Source organism: Mycobacterium sp. 852002-51971_SCH5477799-a (assembly GCF_001667145.1).
Classification (GTDB): domain Bacteria; phylum Actinomycetota; class Actinomycetes; order Mycobacteriales; family Mycobacteriaceae; genus Mycobacterium.
Map to the genome: position 1 here is coordinate 1 of NZ_LZIF01000077.1, position 22,396 is coordinate 22,396.

Sequence of the window (22,396 nt, forward strand, 5' to 3'; positions counted from 1 at the left end):
GGTCGAGTGGGGCGGAGTAGGCCGAGCCGGCGCCCAGTGTCGCCGCGGAGATACTCAGGCCGGCGGCCAGCGCGGCAGCGCTGACGGCGCGTTTCATAGACATTGCTGCGTCTCCTCTTGGGTGTCGGTGGCCTGCACTACGGGCAGGTGAGGTCCAACTCGAACGGCTTGGTCACCTGCTGCGGTTGCTGCGGGTTGCTCATGTCGGTACCGGTGGCGGTCCCCTTGATCGCCCAGTCCTTGCCGTTGACTGCGGCCCCGGCGCTGCCGCTCTGGTTAGGCGCGGCGTCGGAGAACCCCAGCGCGACACCGTTGACGGTGCCCAGCCCGACGGAATGCACCAGTGGCGGATTGCCGTTGCTGACCACGGCACCGAGGCCGGCGGTCGGGTCACCGATGCCGATGGTGATGTTGTCACCCGCGGCCGTGCATGCGACCTGCCCGCTGATGTTTTGGTTCTGTCCGTCGACGGTGAGGACCGGGCCCGCCGCCTTAGATGATGACGACGGTGAGCCAGACGATCCGGTGCTGGACTTGTTGCTCGAACATCCGGCACTGGCCGCGACCACCAGGGCCACCCCGGCTACGCCTACGACGATCCCACGCTTCACTACTGCTTCCCTTCGTGTCGCTGGTTCCGCTGCTGTCTCTTGACCTAGGCCGCATCAACACCGGAAGGACTACCAAGGGCCCCCACCCCGACGCCTCACGGCCGATCCTCTTGGTACCCGCTACCCCGGACTCGCAAACGCTACGTCACCTGCCGGTGGCCGGCCCGAGCCCTCGCCGTGATCGCCTCTCACGGAAGTACACGAAGCCCCCACTTGCCCAGCAGCGGGTTGATGAGCATGAAGTAGGTCGTGTAGTCGTCGCCGTCGGGCGATGACATCAGCAGACCGACCGCGCTGACGGTGCCGTCGGGGTTCATCACGAAGCCCGGACTGCCGCTGTCGCCGTCCAGGCTGAACACGCTGGCTTCGACGACGTCACCATTGATGCTTTTGACGACACCGCACGTCTCGCCGGTCACCGCGCCGATCTTGCAGAACGGCATGCCGGCCTGAATCTGCTGGCGGCTCAACACATCCCGAACCTGATACCTGCCGCCGACGTCACCCACCGGCATCCCGACACTCGGCTCCAGACGGATGATCGCGGCGTCTCGCTTGTCGCCGTCGTGCTCGCTGGCCGAGATCCTGCCGAGCGGGGCGTCGTTGCCGTACGTCCATTCGGTGCCGTCGTGCGAGTCGCAGTGCCCGCTCGTCATCAAATAGTAGCTGCCGTCGGAGCCCTGCGCCGCGAATCCTGCTGTGCACCTGCCGGATTCATGATCCACTCCGATACCCGGCGAGGGCGGCGGCGACGGCAAAGCCGGGGGCGGCACTGCCGCAGCGGTTTTCGCCGCCGCCGTCGCGACCACCATCACAGCCCATAAGAGCGCCGACCCCCGCAACCACGGTATGGTCACGCCGTCCCTTTCCCCCTTGCGCCCGCCAGATAGTAGCAGCGCCGACGACTTGAAATGAGGTGGCGGCCAACTCGTTCCGCGCACGCGCGGCTACCCGGCATCGACGTGCCGGGCAAGGAAGTCCAGCACAGCACCGGCAAAGATGTCGTTTCGGTCGCCGGCCACCATGTGTCCCGCGCCGCGGACATCGGTGAACTCGACCTGCGGGAAGCGCACGAGGAATTCGTCGGCACGCTCCTGACTGACCAGGTCGCTCATCTGGCCGCGGACCAACAGAATGGGCACCCCGCCGCGCAGGATCGCGTCGACGGCGGCGTGCATCCGGTCGGGGTCGGTGACCTCGAACGGTGGGAAAGCCGCAGTGCCGCTGATAAATTGGGGATCCCAATGCCAGTACCAGCGATCGCCGCGGCGACGCAGGTTGGTGGTCAGGCCCTCCAGATCGGTTGGTCGCGGCCGGTGCGGATTGTATTCGGCGATGGCGTCGGCGACTTCGTCGAGTGAGCTAAAGCCCGACTCCACGCGGTCGGCCATGAAGGCATGTATCCGGTTCGCCCCGGACTGGTCCATGTTCGGCACGATGTCCACCAACACGACCGCACTGGCAATACCCGGGGACAGTTCGCCGGCGAGCAGCATCGACGTGAACCCGCCCAGGGAGGCACCGACGAGCACGGGCCGCGGGGGCAGCGTGCGCAGCACCTCTTGGACGTCGGCGGCGAAACTGACGACGCGGTAGTCACCGTTGTCGGACCAGTCCGATTCGCCGTGGCCACGCAAGTCGACGGTGACGGCCTGCCACCCCTGCGCGGCCACAGCGGCGGCCGCCTTGCCCCAGGACCGCCGGGTCTGTCCGCCGCCGTGCAAGAACACCACCGCGCGCGCCTGCGGATCCCCCAAGCGGTCAGCTACGATCTGCACCCCGCCGGGGCCCCGGATCGTGAACGGTTCGGCTGCCGTGGGCATCAGGTGATACTAAGGCGCGCCCCACGAAAAGCTCGCGTTGGCTTAGCGTCAACCGCATGCAACGGCCTCGAATGCGATGCCGCCGCTACGCGCAAGCGGACCATAGCGAAGGAGAACCGCATGCATCTTGACGAGTACATGTCGTTGGATGCGACGGCGCTGGCCGAGCTGGTGTCGCGCAAGCAGGTGACCCCGGCCGAGCTTCTCGCATTGGCGCGGCAGCGAGCGGACGAGGTCAATCCACGCCTGAACGCCATCGTCTGCCGCCTCGGCGACGCCGCCGACCGGCAAGCCGCCGATCCGAATCTGAGCGGACCGTTCGCCGGTGTGCCGTTTCTGCTCAAAGACCTCGGTCAGGAATACCGCGGCTTTGCGACCTCGTGCGGGTCCCGCTCGCTGGCCCATGACGTGGCCGACCGGCACGCCCTGGTCACCCAGCGGTTCCTGGACGCGGGCCTGGTGATCTTCGGGAAGACTAATACCCCGGAGTTCGGGGCCAAGGGCGTGACGGAACCCGACTATTGGGGCCCGGCCCGCAACCCGTGGAACATCGGGCGCACCCCCGGCGGCTCCTCGGGCGGATCGGGCGCTGCCGTGGCGGCGGGCATTGTGCCTGCCGCCGGCGCCAACGACGGCGGGGGGTCGATCCGCATCCCCGCCGCCTGCAACGGACTGGTCGGCCTCAAGCCCAGCCGAGGGTTGGCGCCCTATGGCCCGCAGACGGGTGAACAGCTGCTGGGGATGGCGACCCAGGGAGTCGTGTCGCGCACCGTGGGCGACAGTGCGGCGCTGCTCGACGCGATCGTCGGACCCGACCCGAGCGCCGCATACCGAGTTGCATTGCCCGACAAGCCGTTTGTCGAACAGATCAGGCACCGCCCGGAGAACCTGAGAGTCGGCTACTCGGCGCGCTCGGCGATCAACGCTCGCCCGGACCGCGAGGCCGTTGCCGCGGTCGAAGAAGCCGCGGCGCTCCTTGACGAGCTGGGTCATCAGGTCGAGGAGGTCGCGCCGCCGTACGACGACGCCGCGCTGGGGCGTGACTTCCTGACCATCTGGTTCGGCCAGCTACATCAGCAAGTTGCCGACATCAAACGGCGGACCGGTGCCCGCGACAGCGACTTCGAGGCCGACACCTTGGCCATCGCCGAACTGGGCCGGTCCGGCGGTGTGCTGCCCGTCCTGTCCGCTCTGGAAAACCGCAACGACTACATCCAGTCCCTGGCCGCGTTCCACGCCAGCTACGACCTTTTTTTGACGCCGACCCTGGCCACGCCACCCATTGCGGTCGGTGCGACGACGACGTCGGCCCCGTTGCAGCGGATGGCCCGCCTGGTCAGCCGGGCGCGGGCCGGAAAGCTGATGGGGCTCAGCGGGATCCTCGATGACCTGATCCAGGGAGCCTGGGCTGGGTGCCCTACACCCAGCTCGCAAACCTCACCGGCCGCCCGGCGATCAGTGTGCCGCTGCATTGGACGGATGGCGGGTTGCCGCTGGGTGTGCAGTTCATCGGAAAACTGGGCGCGGACGGCGATTTGCTGCAGCTCGCCGCGCAACTCGAAGAGGCGCGCCCCTGGGCGCAGCGGCATCCGGCGCCCGCTGCGCCGAATTAACCTGTCGTCGAACCGATTACGCGGCAGGTCCGTCGGTGTCTTCGGTACCGCGCCGGCCCCGCCACAGGCTGGCGAAGCGCCGGGCGATGTCGCCGAGGCGACCGCCCCCGTGCTGTGAAGCCTTGATGCGGCCGAGGGTTTCTCGTCCCTCGTTCGCGTAGTCCTTGACGGATTCGTCGCCTTCCTCAGCGCGCATGTCTGCTCTCCAATCGTGTTCGCTGGTCCGGCGTCTGGCGCACGGGTGGTTCCGACGGCGTCAAGCGCTCGGGCGGTTCTGCCGGCGTCAGCCGTTCGGGCGCTTCCGTCGGCGTGAGCCGCTCCGGTGTCTCGCTGGGACTGCCCGGCTGCACCGGCTCCGAATTTTCCGGCCGCCCCGGCGGAAACGGCCTGAGTCGTGTGTCGATCATGCTCAGTCCTTCGCTCGGCTCATGGCCGCTTACCCGCCGTACCCGGGCGCCCAAACGCCGGAGGCGATACCCGATTGGCGGCGACGACGAACCTTGGCCGCGCGCTGAAACCACTGGATCAGCCGCTTACACTCCAACCGTGGTCAATCCGGTGCAGCCAAAATCGGCAGTCGGCAGGGTCCCGCTGATCGTCGGCGTCGCGGTCGTCATGCTGATTGCCGTCTTCGCCGTGCCCATCAAGCAACGCTGCGGTGCGCCGGGCTTTTCGTGTGCGTCGACGCAGGATAACGACGGCAACATCCGCTACTACTACGAGATCGAACCCGTCGGCGTCTACCTCGCTGAGATCGTCACCGGCACCAACATCACGCTGTTTTACAGCTCGGGTGAGGACGTGGTGAAAGCCCGATAGCCGGCGGGGGCGGTTTGCTGGCCGCGGTGAGGCGGTGGGGACCGACGGGCCGTCTCCGCTCGGTAACGAGTTCGGCTCGATCCGGGCGGCGCTGTGACCGGCCCGAGACCTACCGGAGACCACCGCGGCCGGGTCCGAGCAGAACCTGCTGGTAGAGCCGGCGCGATGAGCGCAAATCGCCCCTGGTCGGCCCGACAAACGCGCCGGTGGGGAGCCTGTGACGGGTGCTCTCGATTGGAGGGTTCACAGCAAGCTAACGCATACTTGTCACCATGCTTGAAGCGACATCACCGCAAAGCACCGTTGCGGTGCCTGGTGATGCGCTGGGCGTGGGCAGAGGTTTGTGATGGCCCGCTCGGGCGGCGCCCATCGCCGTCATCGAGCCGTCCGTCAACCCTCCCGTTTCCGCAAGGGGCTGACGCGCACCCTGGGCGCGCTCGTCTCCGTGGCGGCCGTGGGGCTCACCGGGGCGGGGTACTACGTGGCGCACGGTGCGCTGGGCGGCATCACCGTGTCGAACGCCCTGCTGCCCGACGATCCGCGGTCCAGCGGCGACAACATGAACATCCTGCTGATCGGGCTGGATTCGCGCAAAGATCAGGACGGCAACGACCTGCCCAACTCGATCCTGAAGCATCTGCACGCCGGCGATTCCGACGACGGTGGCTACAACACCAACACGATGATCTTGGTGCACGTCAGCGCCGACAACAAGGTCGTCGCCTTCTCGATCCCCCGCGACGACTGGGTGCCTTTCACCGGGGTCCCCGGGTACAACCACATCAAGATCAAAGAGGCGTACGGGCTGACCAAACAGTACGTCGCCCAAAAGCTGGCCAACCAGGGCAACCTCACTCAGAAGGAACTCGAGACCAAGGGCCGCGAGGCCGGCCGGGCGGCGACGCTGCGCGCGGTGCGAAACCTGACCGGCGTGCCCATCGACTATTTCGCCGAGGTCAATCTGGCCGGGTTCTTCGATCTGGCACAGACGCTCGGCGGCGTCGACGTCTGCCTGAATCACCCCGTCTACGACGAGTATTCGGGCGCCGACTTCCCGGCCGGGCGGCAGCGGCTGGACGCGTCCGAGGCGCTGTCGTTCGTCAGGCAGAGGCACGGCCTGGACAACGGTGACCTGGACCGCACCCATCGGCAACAGGCGTTCATCTCGTCGGTCATGCAGGAGTTGCAGGCCGCGGGCACCTTCACCAACATCGACAAGCTGAAGAACCTGATGGCGGTGGCGCGCAAGGACGTGGTGCTCTCGGCGGGCTGGAACGACGACATGATCCAACGGCTCGGCGGGCTGGCCGGCGGCAACATCGAGTTCCGGACGCTGCCGGTGGTGCGTTACGACAACATCGACGGCCAGGACGTCAACATCGTCGACCCGGCGGCGATCAAGTCCGAGGTGGCCGCGGCGATCGGCGCCGACACATCGACGACGGCGCCGACCGCCACCGCCGTGAAACCCGATCCGTCCACCGTCGTCGACGTGGTCAACTCCGGCGGCACGAGTGGTCTGGCCACCCAGGTGTCGCGCGCGCTGAAGAAGAAGGGCTTCACGCCGGGCCAGGTGCGCGACCGCGAATCGGACGATCCGACCACCACCACGGTGCAGTACGGCGCCGGTGCGCAGACCGATGCGCTCAACCTGGCCAGCCTGCTCGGCGTGGACGCTCCCAAGCAGCCGAGCGCCGGCGTCGCGGCCGGACACATCCGGCTGACCGTGGACACCAGTTTCTCGATGCCCACATCGGACGAGACGCAAATGGACGACACGACGAGCACCAGCTCCAGCACGACGTCGACCAAGGCCAAGAGTTACTACTACAACGGGACGACCACGACCTATCCGACGCCCGATCAGGGAAAGCCGATCGACGGCGGCGGCGTCCCCTGCGTCAACTGACTAGGCGTGCGGCGATCGCAAGCGCGGCGAAGCCGGGCGCTGGGGCTCGCCGCCATCAGGCATGGGTGCCGCCGTCGATGCGGATCTCGGTACCGGTGATCCACGCGCCGTCGTCGGACACCAGCATGGCGATGACGCCGGCGATCGCCCCTGGCTCGGCCATGCCGGCGCCGCTGGATTCGACCGTCGTCGGCAGGATCGGCATGAGCCGACCGAACAGCGACCAATCGGCGTCCTTCGGGATGTATCCGCCGGTCGCGTCGGTGATGCCCGATTTGATGCTGCCCGGCGCCACGCACGCCGCGCGCAGCCCGTCCTTGGCGTATTCCAGCGCCAGCGAGTGGGTGAAGGCCTGGATGCCGCCCTTGCTCGCGGCGTAGGCGGCCATGTAGGGGTGGGCGAACGAGGCCGAGGTGGAGCTGAAGTTCACGATCGCGCTGCGCGGATTCGCCAGCAGCGACGGTAGCGCTTCCCGGACCACCAGGAAGGTTCCGGTCAGGTTGACGCCGACGATCTGGTTCCAGAGGTCCAGGCTGGTCTCGTGGGTGTGCGCCGCCCGCAGAATGCCGGCGGCGTTCACCAGCGAGTCGAGCCCGCCCAATTGCTCGACGGCCAGGCCTACCCCGTCGGTCACCGAATCCTCGTCGCCGACATCCATCGGCATGGTGGTGAGCCGGTCGGCGGTGCCGGCCTCTTCGGCCCGCGCCCGGGTGTTGTCCAAGCCGTCGGCTGCGACATCGGAGGCCGCGACGGCGGCGCCCTCGTCCAGCAAGCGCAGCGCGGTGGCCTGGCCGATGCCCGACGCGGCGCCCGTCACCAGGATCCTTTTGCCCTCAAGCCTTTTCATGCGATTCTCCCGGCTCAGACCACTCCGCGCAGCGCGTCCTGGCCGAACATCTGCACCATCATCGAGGAGTAGTCGGGGCCGCGGCGCAAGATGTGGCCGCCGTCGACGTTGATGCACTGGCCGGTGATCCAGGCGGCCGCGTCGCTGAGCAGGAACATCGCCAGGTTGGCGACGTCCTCGACCTCACCCACCCGGGGCAGCGGGGTGCACAGCGCGTAGTCCGCGCTGATCTCCGGCGATTGAATCACGCTCGCGTCAACAAGATCGGTGCGAATCAGGCCCGGGCGGATGCTGTTGACCCGCACCCACGACTCCCCGAGTTCGTCGGCGGCCAGCATCATCATGTGGTCGATCGCCGACTTGGTGACCCCGTAGGGCCCGAACCAGCGGTGGGTGTTGCTGGCCGCGATCGACGAGATCCCGATGAACGAGCCGCCACCGCCGCGCACCAACTCGCGCCCAACATGTTTGAGGACGTACATGGTGCCGTTGACGTTAAGGTCGACGGTGTTTCGCCACGCCTCGGAGTCGGTGTGGGTGATCGGCCCGACGGTCAGCGAGCCACCGGCGCAATGCACCGCGCCGTGCAGCCGACCGTGCCAGGCCGTCGCGGCGTCGACCGCACGGGCCACCTCGTCCTCGTTGGTGACGTCGGTGGGCTCGTAGCGGATCGCGCCGCCGTTGGCGGCCAGCGGCTCGATTTCCTCGACGGCGCCCGCCAGCCGGTCCGGGTTGCGGCCGACGATCATCACGGAGGCCCCGGCCGAGACCAGGCCGGCGGCCACGCCCTTGCCGATCCCGCTGCCGCCGCCGGTGATCAGATACGTCCGGTCTTGGAAAGATAGCTGCACGCGAGGCCCTCTCGAACTGGAACAGGTTCTAGCTATAGAAGCATGTCCCCTCGGGGTGAATATCGCTACCCCCGGTCTCGTTAAAGCTCGGCGGCGCTACGGGGTGTCGCGGCGGGCCAGCCTGGTCGGCTTCGCGTTGCGCCAGTCCTCGACGTCGGGCGGCAGGCCGATCGGATATCTGTTCTCGTTGTGCGCCGCCCAGTGCGCGTGACCCAGCTCGTGGATGTGGAACGCGTGCCGCAGCGCTTCGGTGAAGCCCATCGCATCGGAGGCCGCGTTGACCGAGTCCTTGATCAGCATGGCCGCCATCGTCGGCCGCTCGGCGATGCGCCGCGCGAATCCCAGTGTCTTGTCGGCTAATTCGTCCGCAGGGAACACCTTTGACACCATGCCGAGGCGGTAGGCTTCGTCGGCGTCCAGCGCATCACCGGTCAGCAGCAGCTCTTTGGCCTTGCGAGGGCCGAATTCCCAAGGGTGAGCGTAGTATTCGACGCCCGGCATGCCCATCCGGACGCCGACCACGTCGCTGAACTTCGCATTGTCGGCGGCGACGATCAGATCGCACGCCCAGATGAGCATCAGGCCGGCCGAGATCGCGTTGCCCTGGACCTGAGCGATGGTGATCTTGCGCAGATCGCGCCAGCGGCAAGTGTTTTGGAAAAAGTAATGCCACTCTTGCAGGTAGGTCTTCTCGGCGACCGGATCGCGGGTGGCGCCGTTGATGCGGAAGGTCGGATGCTGCCCCGCGCCCGGCGCGCGCTCGGCGAGCGCCAGCTCCGAGCCGAGGTCGTGACCGGCGGAGAAGTTCTTGCCGCGCGCGGCCAGAATCACCACTCGCACGGTGTCGTCACCCTCGGCGCGCAGGAACGCCTCGTCCAACTGGACCAGCAGTCCGCGGCTCTGCGCGTTGTGAGCGTCGGGCCGGTTGAGCCAGATCCGGGCGATGAGGCCATCGTCCAGAGTCTCGTAGGTCACCAGCTCCGGGGCGCCGGCGTCGGCCGCCTGCGCGCCGGCTTGCTCGGAGAGAGTCATTCCGCCCACCTCGCTTGTCGTCCGAGTCCGAATTGTTTACACATTACGGCCAGTGTGTAACCGGGTCCGCGCTGGGGTGATCGGCCGACCGGCCTACTTACCACGGTGTCCTCCGGTGCTCTCGGGCCGCCGGCCCAGCGGCAGCAGGCGATGGTCGCGGGTGAACACCAGCCGGACGATGCCCATCGCGACGACCACGGTGGTGGCCGCGACCGAGCCCAGGATCAAGAACATCACCACGGCCTGCACCAGCACGGCCTGCAACGGCGGCACGCCGGCGAGGATGAGACCCGTCATCGCGCCCGGCAGGAACACCAGGCCGGTGGCCTTGGTCGTTTCAATCTGCGGAGATATCGCCGCGCGCAAGGCGATTCGCAAATACGGCGACGCGGCCTGCTTCGACGGTTGTCCCAGCGCGAGGCGGGCTTCGACCTCGTCGCGCTTGTCGCGCAGCTCGTCTACCAACCGCCGAGCCACCAGCACCATGGCGGTCATCGAGTTGCCGATCATCATCCCGGCGATCGGCACCAGAGTGCGGCCCTGCAGCGGGAACACCCGCAGACCGAAGAGCACCCCCAGCGTCACCAGCGCCGCGCCGGCGAACGCGGCAACGGCCAGGGGCGCAAAGCGCGGTACCTCCGGTGCCCTGCGGCGGGCGACATCCCCCGCGTAGGCCACCATCCCGGCAACCCACGCCCACGACCACCACAGCGACCGGCCCGGTTCGAACAGCAGCGTCAGCGCGCCGCCCACGAGCAGCAGCTGTACCAGCGCGCGGGCCGCGGCCCACAGCAGCTGCCGCTCCAAACCCAATCGCCGCCACAGTGAGATCCCGGCCGCGAACGCCACCAGTGTCAGCGACGACGCCAGGCCCACCCAGCCGACTTGACCGTTCATCCCGCCACCGAGCCGTCGCCAGGCTTGGCGGCGGCCGGGCCCAGCCCCAGACTGCGGCCGGATTCCAGGCGCAACACCCGGTCGGCTGCTCGTTGCACCTGCGCCCAGTTGTGGGTGACCCACAAGGCTGGGGTGCCGTCGGCGGCCAGGTCGCGCACCGCGCGCTCGATGATCTCGGCGGCCTCGGTGTCGACGGCGGAGGTGGGTTCGTCCAGTAGCAGCACCCGAGGTTGTGCAATCAGCGTGCGGGCCAGGCAGACGCGTTGCGCTTCGCCGCCCGAGAGTTCGGCGACGTCACGCTCCAACCACGATCCGGTCAGCGCCACCCGGGCCAGCGTTTCCCGCATCCGCGTATCGGACGCATCCGGGTCGGCGGCCCGCAGGTTGTCGGCGACCGTGCCGGGAAAGGGCGTGGGGCGCTGGAAGCACATGCCCACCCGGCGCCGCAGCCGCAGCGGGTCGAGCCCGGCGATGTCCGACCCGTAGAAACAAGCCCGCCCGCTCGTCGGCAGCTCCAGCCGGTTGCACAGCCGAAGCAGGGTCGATTTGCCCGCTCCCGAGGGTCCGACCACCGCCGTCACGCCGTGACCCGGAATGGCGGCGGTCAGGCCGTCGAGAGCGCGCACCCCCTGGCGCTCGACGACGACATCGACGAACTCGAACACCCTGTCGCCATCGGCGTCCTGATCGACCACCTGCTTATGGTGCATCACCACGGCGAAGGTCCTTCGTCTCTTCGCGCCCGGCGCGCCCGTTGGCTGATGAGACGGGCTGCGACCGGTCACACGCGTCGCCTACAGTTAAGTCATGCCTACGAAATCTGATCCTGGCGAAATCGGCGATGTCGAGCCGGTGGCCGACGACACTGCGAGCCAGGCCAGGCGCGTCGTCGCGGCGTACGCCAACGACGCCGATGAATGCCGGGTCTTTCTGTCCATGCTGGGTATCGGACCGGCGAAAATCGACGCGTAAATGTCTCCCGGGGGACGGCGAAGCTCGAAGCCAGCCGATTTCGGGAACTCCGACTTCGTCGTAGTCGCCAACCGCCTGCCGGTGGATCAGGAGCGGTTGCCCGACGGCAGCACGGCGTGGAAACGCAGCCCCGGCGGACTGGTCACCGCCCTCGAGCCGCTGCTGCGGCGCCAGCGCGGGGCGTGGGTCGGCTGGCCCGGAACCATCGACGAGGACACCGACCAGGACGCCGAGCCCATCGTCCAGGAAGACCTGGAGCTTCGACCGGTCAAGCTGAGCGCCGACGACGTCGCCGAATACTACGAGGGTTTCTCGAACGCCACGCTGTGGCCGCTGTATCACGACGTCATCGTCAAACCGAGCTACCACCGCGAATGGTGGGAACGCTACGTCGCCGTCAACCGCCGCTTCGCCGACGCCACCTCGCACGCCGCCGCGAAAGGCGCGACGGTCTGGGTGCAGGACTACCAGCTGCAGCTGGTGCCTGCGATGCTGCGCGAATTCCGGCCCGACCTGACCATCGGTTTCTTCCTGCATATCCCCTTCCCGCCGGTCGAGCTGTTCATGCAGATGCCGTGGCGGACCGAGATCGTCGAGGGGTTGCTCGGTGCCGACCTAGTCGGATTCCATCTGCCCGGCGGCGCGCAGAACTTCCTATTTCTGGCTCGACGGCTGATCGGTGCCAACACCTCACGCGGAGCGGTGGGAGTGCGGTCTCGGTACGGCGAGGTGGAACTCGAGTCCCGCGCGGTTCGGGTGGGCGCCTTTCCCATCTCCATCGACTCCAGTTCCCTCGACCAGGCGGCCCGTCACCGTGACATCAAGCGGCGTGCCCGCGAGATCCGGGCCGAGCTGGGTAACCCCCGCAAGGTGCTGCTCGGCGTCGACCGGCTCGACTACACCAAGGGCATCGACGTTCGGCTGAAGGCCTTTTCGGAACTGCTCGCCGAAGGCCGCGCCAAGCGCGACGACACGGTGCTGGTACAGCTCGCGACACCCAGTCGCGAACGGGTGGACAGTTATCAGCACCTGCGCAACGACATCGAACGCCAGGTCGGCCACATCAACGGCGAGTACGGCGAAGTCGGGCATCCGGTGGTGCACTACCTGCACCGCCCGGTCCCCCGCGACGAGCTCATCGCGTATTTCGTTGCCGCCGACGTCATGCTCGTCACCCCGCTGCGCGACGGGATGAACCTGGTGGCCAAGGAGTATGTCGCCTGCCGCAGCGATCTCGGCGGTGCGCTCGTCCTGTCCGAATTCACCGGCGCCGCCGCCGAACTCGGGCAGGCGTATCTGGTCAACCCGCACGACCTCGAAGGCGTCAAGGACACGATCGAGGCCGCGCTGCACCAATCCGCCGAAGAAGGACGACGCCGGATGCGGTCGCTGCGCCGCCAGGTTCTCGCTCACGACGTCGACCGCTGGGCGCGCTCGTTCCTCGATGCGCTCGCCGAATCCCGGCCCGGCGGCGCCGATTAGCGCGCATGCGCAAGAACCCATGGTGCTGGCGCCCAAACGCTGTGATACTCAGATGCAGCATCGAGCGTGAAGGAGGGGAATCACATGAAGCTCCGTCACGGGATGGCCGCGGGTGCCGGCATCTTCACGGCCGTCGCGGTGGGTATCGCACTGCAATCGGGTGAACCGGCCAAGGCGCTCGGACCGCCGGCGGACGGCAACTATTCGTTCAACGAGGCGGGCGTGTCCGGGGTTACCTGGACCGTCACGGCGATATGCGATCAGCCCTCCGGCACCCGGAACATGAACGACTACTCGGATCCGATCGTGTTCGCGATGGGGTGCGCGCTGAACGTCGTGAGTTTTACCGATGAGCGGATCAGCGCCGCGGACAAGCTGCAGAACTTCAGCGGCCGGGCGCGGATGTCCAGCATGCTGTGGACGTTCCAAGTCACGAAGGACAATGGTGTGTCCTGCCCGGGCGGCGGCACCGCACCGTCCACCGAAACCTTCGCGTTCAGCGACGAGACGATGAGCGGCACCCACACCACCATGCACGGACCCGTGTGCGGCATGCAGCCCGAGATGAAAAAGCAACCGTTCTCGCTGTCGATGATCGGGCCGCCGCCGAGTCCGGTGCAGCGTTATCCGTTGTACTGCAACGGCATTGCGATGTGCTACTGACGTCGATCGATTTCGGCGAGGTTAGATCGGCGTGATGTAGGCGATCAGCCACTGCTTGCCGACCTTTTTGAAGTCCACCCGCAGCCGGCTGCCGTCATACAGCGGCTGGCGTGACTTGTCCGTCACGGTCCGGTTCATGAAGACCATCACCGAAGCCGATTCCCGCTTAGCCGACATGACCCCCACGCCAACGACATTGGCCTGCACCACCACTTCGCGCTTTTTGGCCTCGGGGATGATCTGGTTGTTGGCACTCTTCTGGAATTCCGCGCGATAGTCGGGGGTCAACAACGGATACGCCGCCGACAGGCTCCGCTCGACGGTCTGGTAGTCGTACGCGAAGACCTCGGGGATCTCCTTGGCCGCCAACCCAGGCAACACCGCGCGCGCTGCATGTTCGCCGCGGGTCTGCACCCGGTCCCAGTACATCCAGCCGGCCACCGCGGACAACCCGACGAACGCCACGGCCAAAAGGTAGCCCGCGACGACCAGCAGCCAGCGCCGCCATCGCATCAATTGCCTCCGTCGGGATACTTCAGGTCGTAGCCGCTCATCTTCCCGGCGTCGTCTTCGTGAACGATGACGCGCAGGCGATACGGCATGGACGGCTTGTTGACGCCATCGATGTCGGCGACCGTGACGCGCACCGACACCAGCACCGAAGCGTTATCGGTAACGGCGTCAACGCCTTCCAACGCCGCGCCGTTGATGACGGACTCCGACGTCGCATTGGTGGAGCGGAAAAGCGCCTTGAGGTTCTCGGCGTTGTTATTGGCGCCGAGCATGCCCCGCAGCGGCCCGCTGGTGCCGTTGATAAACCGGTTCACGCTCTCGTCGATGTTGTCCTGCTTGTAGCTGAACATGTTGACCACCGTCTGCGTGGCGGTGTCGACGAAACGCTGATCGCGAGCCTGCGCCGCGGTGGCGTGGCGCTGCGAATCGAGCAGCGCCACCACGCAACCGGCCAGCGCCCCGACCGCCAGCAGTGCGGCCGCGAACGAGATCCAGCCAACCATGACACGATGCGGCTGACGTCGTGGCGGCGGCTTGATCGGCTTGAAGGTCTTGACCGGTTTCGCCGGGTTCGGCGCCGTCGGCGCGTCGGCTTGGACCGTGACATCCCGGGCCGGGCCGCCCTTGGCCGGACCTGCCGCGCGCGAAGCTCGTCGACGAACGCGCGGCGTGGTTGTCGGTTCGTCTGTCACGGCAGGGTCCATTACATCGGCCTTGGATCAAGCATGAGGTCCACCCAGTTCTCGGCGCCGGAGGTGCCGGTTGCGCCGGCCGCGAAGATACCAGTGCCACCGGCCGGATCGACAAACGCGCCGGTCTTCTGGTCATAGGTGGCGTAGGCCGGGGGTCCGCTGGCCTGCGGCTGCCCGCCGGGCGGCGGCCCCCACGGCTTCTCCGGTCCCGGGCCGGCCGGCGGCGGGCTGATGCCCTCCGGCGCCGGTGGCGGGGGCAGCCACTTCGGGTACGGAAGCTGGGGCGGCACAGGAGGAATCCCGGGCGGCTGCCAGGACGTGAACGGCGGTGGCGGCCCGTTGTTATTGGGCGGCGGCGGGTCGAAGGCCGGCTGTTTGTTCGGCAGCGGCCCCGGCCCGGGGGTGACGCCCGCGGGCGGCGGCCCGACGATGGGCGTCCCTGGATCGGGTTCAGCGCCCGGCGGGATATACGGGAAGTGGTTGGGCGGCAACACATTCAGTCCGTTGGTCACCGGGGTGTCGTAGGGCACCGGCGGACCGCGCCACGGGTTGCGGCCGACCGGCACATAGCCTTTCGGGTCGCGACAGAGCTGGATGGTCGGGGCACGTTTGCCGGGAAATTCCTGGCACGGGTAGTTGCGCGCGCCGCGCACGGTGCTGGGGTCGTTTTGCGCGGTCTTGCAGTACATGTCCTTCGGCAGCTCGCGCACCGTCTCGTCGGCCGGGGTGCGCATCAACGGCGGCGGCAGGAAGCCGACGGCGCATGGCGGCGGGTCGTTGAGGTCGAGCTTGAAGTCCAGCTTTCCGCCCTCGTCGATAGGAGGACCGCCCGCCATTGTGATGATCGCGGCGAAAAGCGCCGGCAGGACGACCAGCAGCTGCTCGATCGACTTGTGGTAGATCACGCCGACCCGGCCGAGGTTGGCCAGGCTGGCGGCCAGGGCCGGGAAGGAGGGACGGATGCCGGAGAACGCGGTGCTGGCCTCGTCGGTGGCGCCGGGGGCGGTCGCCAGGGTGTCGCGCAGCTGCGGGTCGGCTTGACGGACCTCGGAGGTGAATCGCGCCAGGCCGTCGGACAGTGACTTGATGTCGGCGCCGGCGCGAATCTGAGCCTGCAGGAACGGGCCGGCCTGATCGATCAATTGGGAGACCTGGGGATAGTTGGCGTTGGCCTCGTCCACCAGCAGCCGGGCGGACTCGAAGAGCCGAGCCAGCTCCGGACCTGAGCCGTTGGCCGCGATGAACGTCTCGTGCAGCAGCTCACGCAACCGGGTGTCGCCCAGGCTGTTGACCAGTGTCTCGGAGCGCTTCAGCAGGTCGGCGACGTCCTGGCCGATCCGGGTGTTCTGTCGTTCGATGCGAGACCCGTTGTGCAGCTTGTTTGTTGCCGGCGAGCTCGGGGGCACCAGGTCGATGTACTGCTCGCCGACCGCTGACACGCTTTTGACGGTGGCGGTGACGTTCGACGGGATGGCGGTGCCACTGTTCAGCCGCATGCCGGCGATGACGCCGTTGGGGCTCAGACCCACGGACTCGACGCGGCCGACGGCCACGCCGCGGTAGGTGACGTTGGCGTTCTTGTACAGGCCGCCCCCGGCGACGAAATCGGCGCTCACGCCGTAGGTTCCGATGCCGAACGTCGCGGGCAGCCGCAGGTAGAAGATCGCCATCACGGTCAGGGTGACGACCGTGATCACCGCGAAGATCGCCAGCTGGATCTTGGTCAGTCTGTCATGCATCTGCGCCCGCCCCCTAGTGTCCCGAAGCCGTGCCGGGCGGAATCTTGAACGGGTCCGCGGCCTGTCCGGACAGGTTCGCCAGTTCGCCGGTCAAGAAGTCGGGCGGATTGAGGATCTCACTCATGTGGGCCATGTTCGGGTCGAAATACGCCGTGGTGAAGAACGTTTCGCCCAGCCGGCGCAGGGTGAGGTCGAAGGTGGTGAACACGTTGAGGTAGTCACCGCGCACGGCCTGCTTGATGCCGTAGTTCGGGAACGGGAACGTCAGCAGGATCTGCAGCGAGGTGACCAGGTTTTTCCGGTTGTCGTTGAGCGCCTTCACGACCGAGTACAGGTCCTTCATGTCCGCGGCGAAGTCCACCTTGGTCTTGGCCAGGATATGGGAGGTGACGTTCGCCAGTTTGTGCAGCGCGCCGAACGCCTCGACGATGTGGTCGCGGTTCTTGTTGAGCACGCGAATTGCCTCGGGCAACGTGTCGAGCGCCCGGCCCAGGTTGTCCTTGTCGTGTGCCAGGGTCGCCGAGAATCGGTTTAACCCGTCTACCGCTTCGATGATGTCGTTGACCTGACGGTTGAGTCCCGAAGTCAGTTCCGCGAGCCGGGGAACCAGGTCGACGAACTGGTCCTGACGGCCCGCGACGGCGCGGTAGGTCTCGTCGGTGATCTCTTCCAGCGCACCGACATTGCCCTTGTTCACCACGACGCCCAGCGCCGAAAGAACCTCTTCGGTGGTGGGATAGCGACCGGTGTTGGCCTCCGCGATCTTCGACCCGTCCTTCAGCTTGCCGGCGGCCGGCTTGTCCTTCGGACGCGCCAAGTCGATGTGCATCGAACCGAGCAGCGACGTCTGGGCGACCGTCGCGGTGGAGTTGGCCGGCAGCACCACGTTCTTGTCGAGCGCCAGTTTGACTGCCGCATAGAACGATCCGTCGGCACGCTGTTCGGCCGAGATGCCGGCGACGCTGCCGACGGTGACGTCGTCCACCATGACGGGAGAGTTCTGTGGCAGGGTCGCGACGTCGGGCAGTTCGACGGTGATCGAGTAGGCGCCGCCGCCGTGGCCGGCGGTGCCGGGCATCGCCAGTGAGTTCAGTCCATTGAATTGGCAGCCGGCCAGCACCACGCTGCCCGACGCCAATACGCTGACGCGCAACCACATTCGGTTCATCCGCCACCGCCCAGCCCGGCCGCGGGGCCGTTGGGAGCCTGGCCCGGGGGCGGACCCGGCAGCGGGCCGAACGCGCTCCCGGGCGCGGGTCCGGGTGCCGCGGCGGGGCCGGCCGGCGCCGGTTGTCCCGGGGCGGTACCAGCCTGCGGGGCCGTCGGGACCAGCAGAGCCTGCAGATCCGCCGGATTCTGCGCGGCCGGCGGCGTCTGGGCACCCTTGGCCGGAATCCAGGTCAGCTGCGGAACCGGGGTCGCCGACTTGGCCTGGGTTTCCGGGGTGTCGTAGATGATCTGACCCTTGTACGCCGTAATCGTGTTCAGCGGGTGGAACATCAGCGGCGGGTAGTTCACGGTGAGCCGGCGCAGCACCGGGCCGAGCCGCTCACGGCAGAGCTCGGCGCGCTTGAAGTAGTCGGGCGCCCTGGGCCCGGCGGCGGTTTCAAAGGAGCCACCGCAGATGAACTGCACGGGGTTGGCGAACTCCGGTATCGACAGCAGGCCGTTGAGGGTGCCCTGCGCGGGGTCGTAGATGTTGTAGAAGTTGGCGATACCCGGGCCCGCCACGTGCAGCACCTGCTCGATGTTGTCGCTCTGGTCGCTCAACGTCTTCGCGAAATCGTTGAGGTTGTTGACCGTATCGACGATCGTAGAGTTGTTCTCGTGCAGGAAACCCCGGATGTCGGACAGCGCTACGTTGAGGGTGCCCAGCGTGGTGTCGAGGTGGCGCGAGCTGTCGGCGAGCACCTGTGACACCGAGGCGACGTTCCCGGCGAACTGGACGATCTGTTCGTTGCTGGACGATAGCGCGTTGACGAGCACCTGGAGATTCTTCACGGTGCCGAAGATGTCGCCGCGCGAATCGCCCAGTCGCCCGGCGGCTTGCGAAAGCTCACGCAGGGCGCTGTGGAACGACTCGCCCTTGCCGTCAAAGGTGTCCGCGGCCTGGTTGATCGCCGCGCCCAACGGTCCCTGCATCGATCCGGCAGTCGGGCCGAGTTGGACGGCCAGCTGGGTCAACGATTCCTTGACCTCGTCCCACTCCACCGGGACCGCGGTGCGGTCCGGGCCGATGCTGGCGCCGTCGGCCATCGCCGGTCCGCCGGTGTACGCCGGTGTCAGCTGAATGAAGCGGGCCGCCACCAGGTTTGGCGACATTATTATCGCCTTGGCGTCCTTCGGGATCTTCACGTCCTTGCTCACCGACATGGCGATTTTGACGTCGGACGGTCGCGGCTCGATCGTGTCGATGGTGCCGATCGGGACACCGAGGACGCGCACCTGGTCACCGGGATACAGGCCGACCGCGGAGGCGAAATAGCCGAAGAGCTTGCGATTATTCGCTTGCGACGTAAGCACATACACGCCACCCACCAGCACCGCGACGAGCGCGATGATGGTGGCGTAGCGCAGCCCCCGGCTACGGATGATCCGCTGCATCACGGTGACTTCGGCCTGATGGTCCAGCGTTCCTGAATCAGGCCGCGCAGGTAGTCGGCGAGGCTGGCAGGCATCTTGCCGGGCTGGTAGAAGAAGTCGAACATGGTGGCAAGCAGCGGTGCCGGGATCACGCCGTAGACGTTGACGTTGAATCCGGGACCCGAACCGACGACCTCACCGAGCTCGGTGGCGTAAGTCGGCAGCCGCTTGAGGGCCTCGGCGATGTAGTCGCGGCGCTCGTTGAGGTTGGACAGCACGTCGTTGAGCTTGCCCAGAGCGGGACCGAATTCCTTGCGGTTGTCGGCGACGAAGCCGGAGATCTGCGTCGAGAGGCCCTGGATCCCCGAGATCAGCTGGGACAGGGCGTCGCGGCGTTCGTCGAGGGCGGCGAACAGCTCGTTGCCGTCATCGACCAGTTTGTTGACCTGGTCGGCGCGCTGCGACAACACGCCGGTGACCGACTTCGCGTGCGCCAGCAGGCTTTGCAGCGCCTCGTCGCGTCGATCCAGCGTGCGCGACAGCGACGTCACGCCGTCCAGCGCGCCGCGCAGCTGCGGGTTGGCGTCGTGCAGCGTGTCGGTCAGCACGTTCAGCGCCTTCTCGAACTGCGGCTTGTCCAGGTTGTTGGCGTTCTGCCCCAAGTCCTCGAGCGCACCGGCGAGGGTATACGGCGTCGTCGTGCGGCTGAGCGGGATGGTGGTCGCCTTGCCGCCACCCGCCGGGGTCATCGAGATGGAGCGCTCACCGAGGATGGTGTCGGTGCGGATCGCGGCCAGCGACTGGTCACCGACGGCGACGTGGCGGTCGACGCTGAAGCTGATCTTGGCGCTGTCGCCGGCCAGACCCACCGAGGTCACCTTGCCGACCTTGAAACCCGAAACGTAAACGGCGTTGCCGGGATTGATGCCGCCGGCGTCGCTGAAGTAGGCGTCGTAGATCTTGCCCTGCGGCCAGAACGGTAATCCGGCGTAGCCGAACGCGATGAGCACTACGCACACCACCAGCACCACACCGAAGATGCCGGTGCGCAGTGGGTCGCGCTCGCCACGCCTTGCGTTACTTGGCAAAAGCACACCTCCCCTTGCTGGGATCCACCTGGCCACCAAGCGGCAGCAGGATGTCGCTGCCGGCCGGGCCGTTGATCTTGATCGTCACGGAACAGAAGTAGATGTTGAAGAACGACCCGTAGGCGCCCAGTGCGGACAGCCGCAGGTAGTCCTCGCCGAGCTGTTCGACGTCGTTGTTCACCTCGGCCTTACGGTTGTCTATCTCGGTGGCGAGTGGCCGGGTGTTCTCCAGGATGCCCTGCAGCGGCCTGCGCGAATTCTTCAGCAGCTCGGTCAAATCCGTCGTCGTCGAGGCCAACGGTGGAATGGCGCCGGCGATGTCGTCCTTGTGCTGGGCCAGCCCGGTGATCAGCTGCTGCAGCTGGTCGACGCTGGCCGAGAACTGCGCGCTGCGTTGGTCCACCGTGGTCAGCACCGTGTTGAGGTTGTTGATCACGTCGCCGATGAGCTGGTCGCGCTGGCCCAGCGCCGTGGAGAACGCGCTGGTGTCGGCCAGCACGTTCGACAACGCCCCGCCTTGGCCTTGCAGCAGCTGTATGACCGCGCCGCTGATGGTGTTGACCTTATCGGCGTCAAGGCCTTTCAGCACCGGCCGCAACCCGCCCAGCAGCGCATCGAGATCCAGTGCGGGCTGGGTGTGTTGGCTGTTGATCGTCGCGCCGGCCGGCAGCTTTCGCAGCTCCCCCGGGCCCGACGTGATCTCCAGGAATCGGTCGCCGACCAGGTTTTCGTATCGGATCACCGCGCGCGTGGACGAATAGAGCGTGTAGCGCTTGTCAACTCCGAACTTTACGTCGATGGTGTTGTCCGGGTTGAGCTTGATGCCCGACACCGCGCCGACCGGTACCCCGGCGATGCGCACCTTCTGGCCGGACTTCAGCCGTGACACGTTGGTAAACGTTGCGTGGTAGGTACTTTCGGGTCCGAAGCGGAAGTCACCAAAGACCACCACCAGCCCCGCGGACACCAGCAGCATGGCGACCGCGAAGATGCTGACCTTGATGATCATTTCGCGGTGCGACGGCATGCCCGAACTTTCCGGCATCAGAAGTCGTCCCGTTCCGCGAAGGCGCCGTGAAATAAGAACTGCAACGTCGAGGGCGCGTCGAACTGCAGTTCGGTGAACGGCTCGTACGGGATATTGGCGTTGTCGGTCACCAGGAACGGCGCCCGGTACCACGACCCGCCATGTTGCTTGTTCGGGATGTCAGGCAGCCCACGGCAGTTCGGGCCGCCGGAGGCGTTCACGATCGGCAGCGATTCCGGATAGGTGTACGACGGCGCACCCAGCACGAAGCTCGACGACGTGAACAGGCCGGCTTTCTTCACACCGAGGATTGGTCCGAACTCCTTGAGGCCTCGGTCGATTCCGGCGAACAGGCAGCCGAATTCCGGCGAGTAGTCGGCGGCCACCTTCAGCGGGGCCCGCAGCCTGTTGATGGTGTCGATGAAGTCCTGTTCGGCCGGGGCCAGGGTTTCATAGGCGTTGTTCGACAGCCCGATGGTGGCCAGCAGCGTGTCGTTGAGGTTCTTCTGCTGGTCGACGACCGTCTTGTTGATCGTCGGCAGGTTGTCGACCACCGTGGTCAGGTCCGGGGCCGCGTCGGCGTACACGTTGGCCACCACCCCGGCCTGGCGAAAATCCTCCTGCAGCGCGGGCAGCTTCGGGTTCGCCTGGCGCGTCAGCGTATTCAGACCCGACAGGATGCCACCCAGATCATCGCCGTGGCCGCGCAGGCCTTCGGCGAACGCGCTCAACGTGCCGTTGAGTTCAACGGGATCGACCTTGTGCAGCAGGTCCATCAACGACTGGAACAAGGTGTTGACTTCCAGCTGCACCGACGAGGCCGCCACGTGCGCGTCCGGACGCAGAGACGTCGGCGAAGGCGACTGCGGCGCAATGAATTCCACCGCCTTGGCACCGAAGATGGTGTTACCGGCGAGGCGCACCATCGCGTTCGACGGGATGAAATGCAGATCGTCGCTGTTGATGCCCAGCGTCAGCCGCGCCTGATCACCGGAATAGTCGATCGTTTCGACCTTGCCGATCTGGACGCCGCGGTACTTGACCTTGGCGCCCTTCTCCATCACCAGGCCGGCCCGCGGCGCGGACACCGTCACGGTGTCGATCGACGCGAAGGCCGCTGTGTAGGAAAGGTAAGTCAGCACAGCGAAAGCCACCAGCAGGCCGGCCAGCACCGCTGCTGCCAGCCGGACGGTTGAGCGTCGGGCGTCTGTGTCTGCCATGGTCCCTTTTAAGCG

General features: G+C 66.9%; 22 protein-coding genes and 1 pseudogene. 6 read left to right on the forward strand and 17 right to left on the reverse strand.

Going from position 1 to position 22,396, the window contains the following annotated elements; translation table 11 throughout:
- Positions 1-137: 137 nt before the first annotated feature.
- The 3 genes from A5753_RS08935 to A5753_RS08945 all read right to left on the reverse strand — a co-directional run bounded on the left by A5753_RS08935 (position 138) and on the right by A5753_RS08945 (position 2,434).
- Entirely contained in the window at positions 138-611 is a 474-nt protein-coding gene (locus A5753_RS08935) for a lipoprotein LpqH (protein ID WP_067125974.1), read from the reverse strand.
- Positions 612-799: 188 nt separating this feature from the next.
- Complete coding sequence (locus A5753_RS08940; protein ID WP_067125975.1) at positions 800-1,468, reverse strand: S1 family peptidase; 669 nt, start codon at positions 1,466-1,468, stop codon at positions 800-802.
- A gap of 90 nt (positions 1,469-1,558) precedes the next feature.
- The gene (locus tag A5753_RS08945) at positions 1,559-2,434 is read right to left on the reverse strand and encodes an alpha/beta fold hydrolase (RefSeq protein ID WP_197694642.1); all 876 of its coding nucleotides are present in this window, start codon (positions 2,432-2,434) and stop codon (positions 1,559-1,561) included.
- A 120-nt stretch (positions 2,435-2,554) separates the two neighbouring features.
- Here A5753_RS08945 and A5753_RS08950 point away from each other — a divergent pair.
- Positions 2,555-4,047: pseudogene (locus A5753_RS08950) on the forward strand (amidase).
- A 16-nt stretch (positions 4,048-4,063) separates the two neighbouring features.
- Here the strand turns inward: A5753_RS08950 and A5753_RS08955 are convergent.
- Positions 4,064-4,243, reverse strand: coding sequence for a hypothetical protein (locus A5753_RS08955; protein ID WP_067125977.1), 180 nt, complete (start codon positions 4,241-4,243; stop codon positions 4,064-4,066).
- Positions 4,244-4,662: 419 nt separating this feature from the next.
- Between A5753_RS08955 and A5753_RS08960 the strand changes: the two genes are divergently transcribed.
- Together A5753_RS08960 and A5753_RS08965 are read left to right on the forward strand one after the other, a co-directional pair.
- Entirely contained in the window at positions 4,663-4,866 is a 204-nt protein-coding gene (locus A5753_RS08960) for a hypothetical protein (protein WP_067126038.1), read from the forward strand.
- A gap of 346 nt (positions 4,867-5,212) precedes the next feature.
- On the forward strand, positions 5,213-6,775 hold the full coding sequence (locus tag A5753_RS08965; protein WP_156656028.1) for an LCP family protein: 1,563 nt from the start codon (positions 5,213-5,215) through the stop codon (positions 6,773-6,775).
- Between the two features lie 55 nt (positions 6,776-6,830).
- Here A5753_RS08965 and A5753_RS08970 read toward each other — a convergent pair whose 3' ends face one another.
- The 5 genes from A5753_RS08970 to A5753_RS08990 all read right to left on the reverse strand — a co-directional run bounded on the left by A5753_RS08970 (position 6,831) and on the right by A5753_RS08990 (position 11,112).
- On the reverse strand, positions 6,831-7,622 hold the full coding sequence (locus tag A5753_RS08970; protein WP_067125982.1) for an SDR family NAD(P)-dependent oxidoreductase: 792 nt from the start codon (positions 7,620-7,622) through the stop codon (positions 6,831-6,833).
- 14 nt (positions 7,623-7,636) lie between these two features.
- Positions 7,637-8,473 (reverse strand): SDR family oxidoreductase, encoded by an 837-nt coding sequence (locus A5753_RS08975; RefSeq protein WP_067125984.1) that lies wholly within the window; start codon positions 8,471-8,473, stop codon positions 7,637-7,639.
- Between the two features lie 96 nt (positions 8,474-8,569).
- Complete coding sequence (locus A5753_RS08980) at positions 8,570-9,505, reverse strand: enoyl-CoA hydratase (protein WP_067125986.1); 936 nt, start codon at positions 9,503-9,505, stop codon at positions 8,570-8,572.
- Positions 9,506-9,598: 93 nt separating this feature from the next.
- Positions 9,599-10,402 carry an iron export ABC transporter permease subunit FetB gene (gene fetB / locus A5753_RS08985; protein ID WP_067125988.1) on the reverse strand — a complete coding sequence of 268 codons (804 nt, stop codon included), beginning with the start codon at positions 10,400-10,402 and terminating at the stop codon, positions 9,599-9,601.
- The gene (locus tag A5753_RS08990) at positions 10,399-11,112 is read right to left on the reverse strand and encodes a phosphate ABC transporter ATP-binding protein (protein WP_067126041.1); all 714 of its coding nucleotides are present in this window, start codon (positions 11,110-11,112) and stop codon (positions 10,399-10,401) included. Before A5753_RS08990 ends, fetB begins: the two co-directional genes overlap by 4 nt.
- A 97-nt stretch (positions 11,113-11,209) precedes the next feature.
- Here A5753_RS08990 and A5753_RS24310 point away from each other — a divergent pair, with 97 nt between their 5' ends.
- The 3 genes from A5753_RS24310 to A5753_RS09000 all read left to right on the forward strand — a co-directional run bounded on the left by A5753_RS24310 (position 11,210) and on the right by A5753_RS09000 (position 13,519).
- The gene (locus A5753_RS24310) at positions 11,210-11,374 is read left to right on the forward strand and encodes a hypothetical protein (protein ID WP_156656029.1); all 165 of its coding nucleotides are present in this window, start codon (positions 11,210-11,212) and stop codon (positions 11,372-11,374) included.
- Complete coding sequence (locus A5753_RS08995) at positions 11,375-12,856, forward strand: trehalose-6-phosphate synthase (protein ID WP_067125990.1); 1,482 nt, start codon at positions 11,375-11,377, stop codon at positions 12,854-12,856.
- Between the two features lie 84 nt (positions 12,857-12,940).
- A complete protein-coding gene (locus A5753_RS09000) occupies positions 12,941-13,519 on the forward strand; it encodes a hypothetical protein (RefSeq protein ID WP_067125992.1) in 579 nt (192 codons plus the stop codon).
- Between the two features lie 21 nt (positions 13,520-13,540).
- Here the strand turns inward: A5753_RS09000 and A5753_RS09005 are convergent, their stop codons facing one another.
- From A5753_RS09005 to A5753_RS09040, 8 genes are read right to left on the reverse strand one after another with little or no spacing between them, the layout of a single operon-like run.
- Positions 13,541-14,032 carry a mammalian cell entry protein gene (locus A5753_RS09005; protein WP_067125995.1) on the reverse strand — a complete coding sequence of 164 codons (492 nt, stop codon included), beginning with the start codon at positions 14,030-14,032 and terminating at the stop codon, positions 13,541-13,543.
- On the reverse strand, positions 14,032-14,736 hold the full coding sequence (locus tag A5753_RS09010) for a mammalian cell entry protein (RefSeq protein WP_067125997.1): 705 nt from the start codon (positions 14,734-14,736) through the stop codon (positions 14,032-14,034). Before A5753_RS09010 ends, A5753_RS09005 begins: the two co-directional genes overlap by 1 nt.
- Positions 14,736-16,463: a virulence factor Mce family protein gene (locus tag A5753_RS09015; protein WP_067125999.1), complete on the reverse strand. Its 1,728-nt coding sequence runs from the start codon at positions 16,461-16,463 to the stop codon at positions 14,736-14,738. Before A5753_RS09015 ends, A5753_RS09010 begins: the two co-directional genes overlap by 1 nt.
- Before the next feature lie 13 nt (positions 16,464-16,476).
- Complete coding sequence (locus A5753_RS09020) at positions 16,477-17,631, reverse strand: virulence factor Mce family protein (RefSeq protein ID WP_067126001.1); 1,155 nt, start codon at positions 17,629-17,631, stop codon at positions 16,477-16,479.
- On the reverse strand, positions 17,628-19,067 hold the full coding sequence (locus tag A5753_RS09025; RefSeq protein ID WP_156656030.1) for a virulence factor Mce family protein: 1,440 nt from the start codon (positions 19,065-19,067) through the stop codon (positions 17,628-17,630). The genes A5753_RS09020 and A5753_RS09025 overlap by 4 nt, the downstream gene beginning before the upstream one ends.
- A complete protein-coding gene (locus A5753_RS09030) occupies positions 19,067-20,134 on the reverse strand; it encodes a virulence factor Mce family protein (protein ID WP_067126043.1) in 1,068 nt (355 codons plus the stop codon). The genes A5753_RS09025 and A5753_RS09030 overlap by 1 nt, the downstream gene beginning before the upstream one ends.
- On the reverse strand, positions 20,124-21,179 hold the full coding sequence (locus tag A5753_RS09035; RefSeq protein ID WP_067126005.1) for an MCE family protein: 1,056 nt from the start codon (positions 21,177-21,179) through the stop codon (positions 20,124-20,126). Before A5753_RS09035 ends, A5753_RS09030 begins: the two co-directional genes overlap by 11 nt.
- On the reverse strand, positions 21,179-22,381 hold the full coding sequence (locus A5753_RS09040) for an MCE family protein (protein WP_067126008.1): 1,203 nt from the start codon (positions 22,379-22,381) through the stop codon (positions 21,179-21,181). Before A5753_RS09040 ends, A5753_RS09035 begins: the two co-directional genes overlap by 1 nt.
- Between the last annotated feature and the right edge of the window lie 15 nt (positions 22,382-22,396).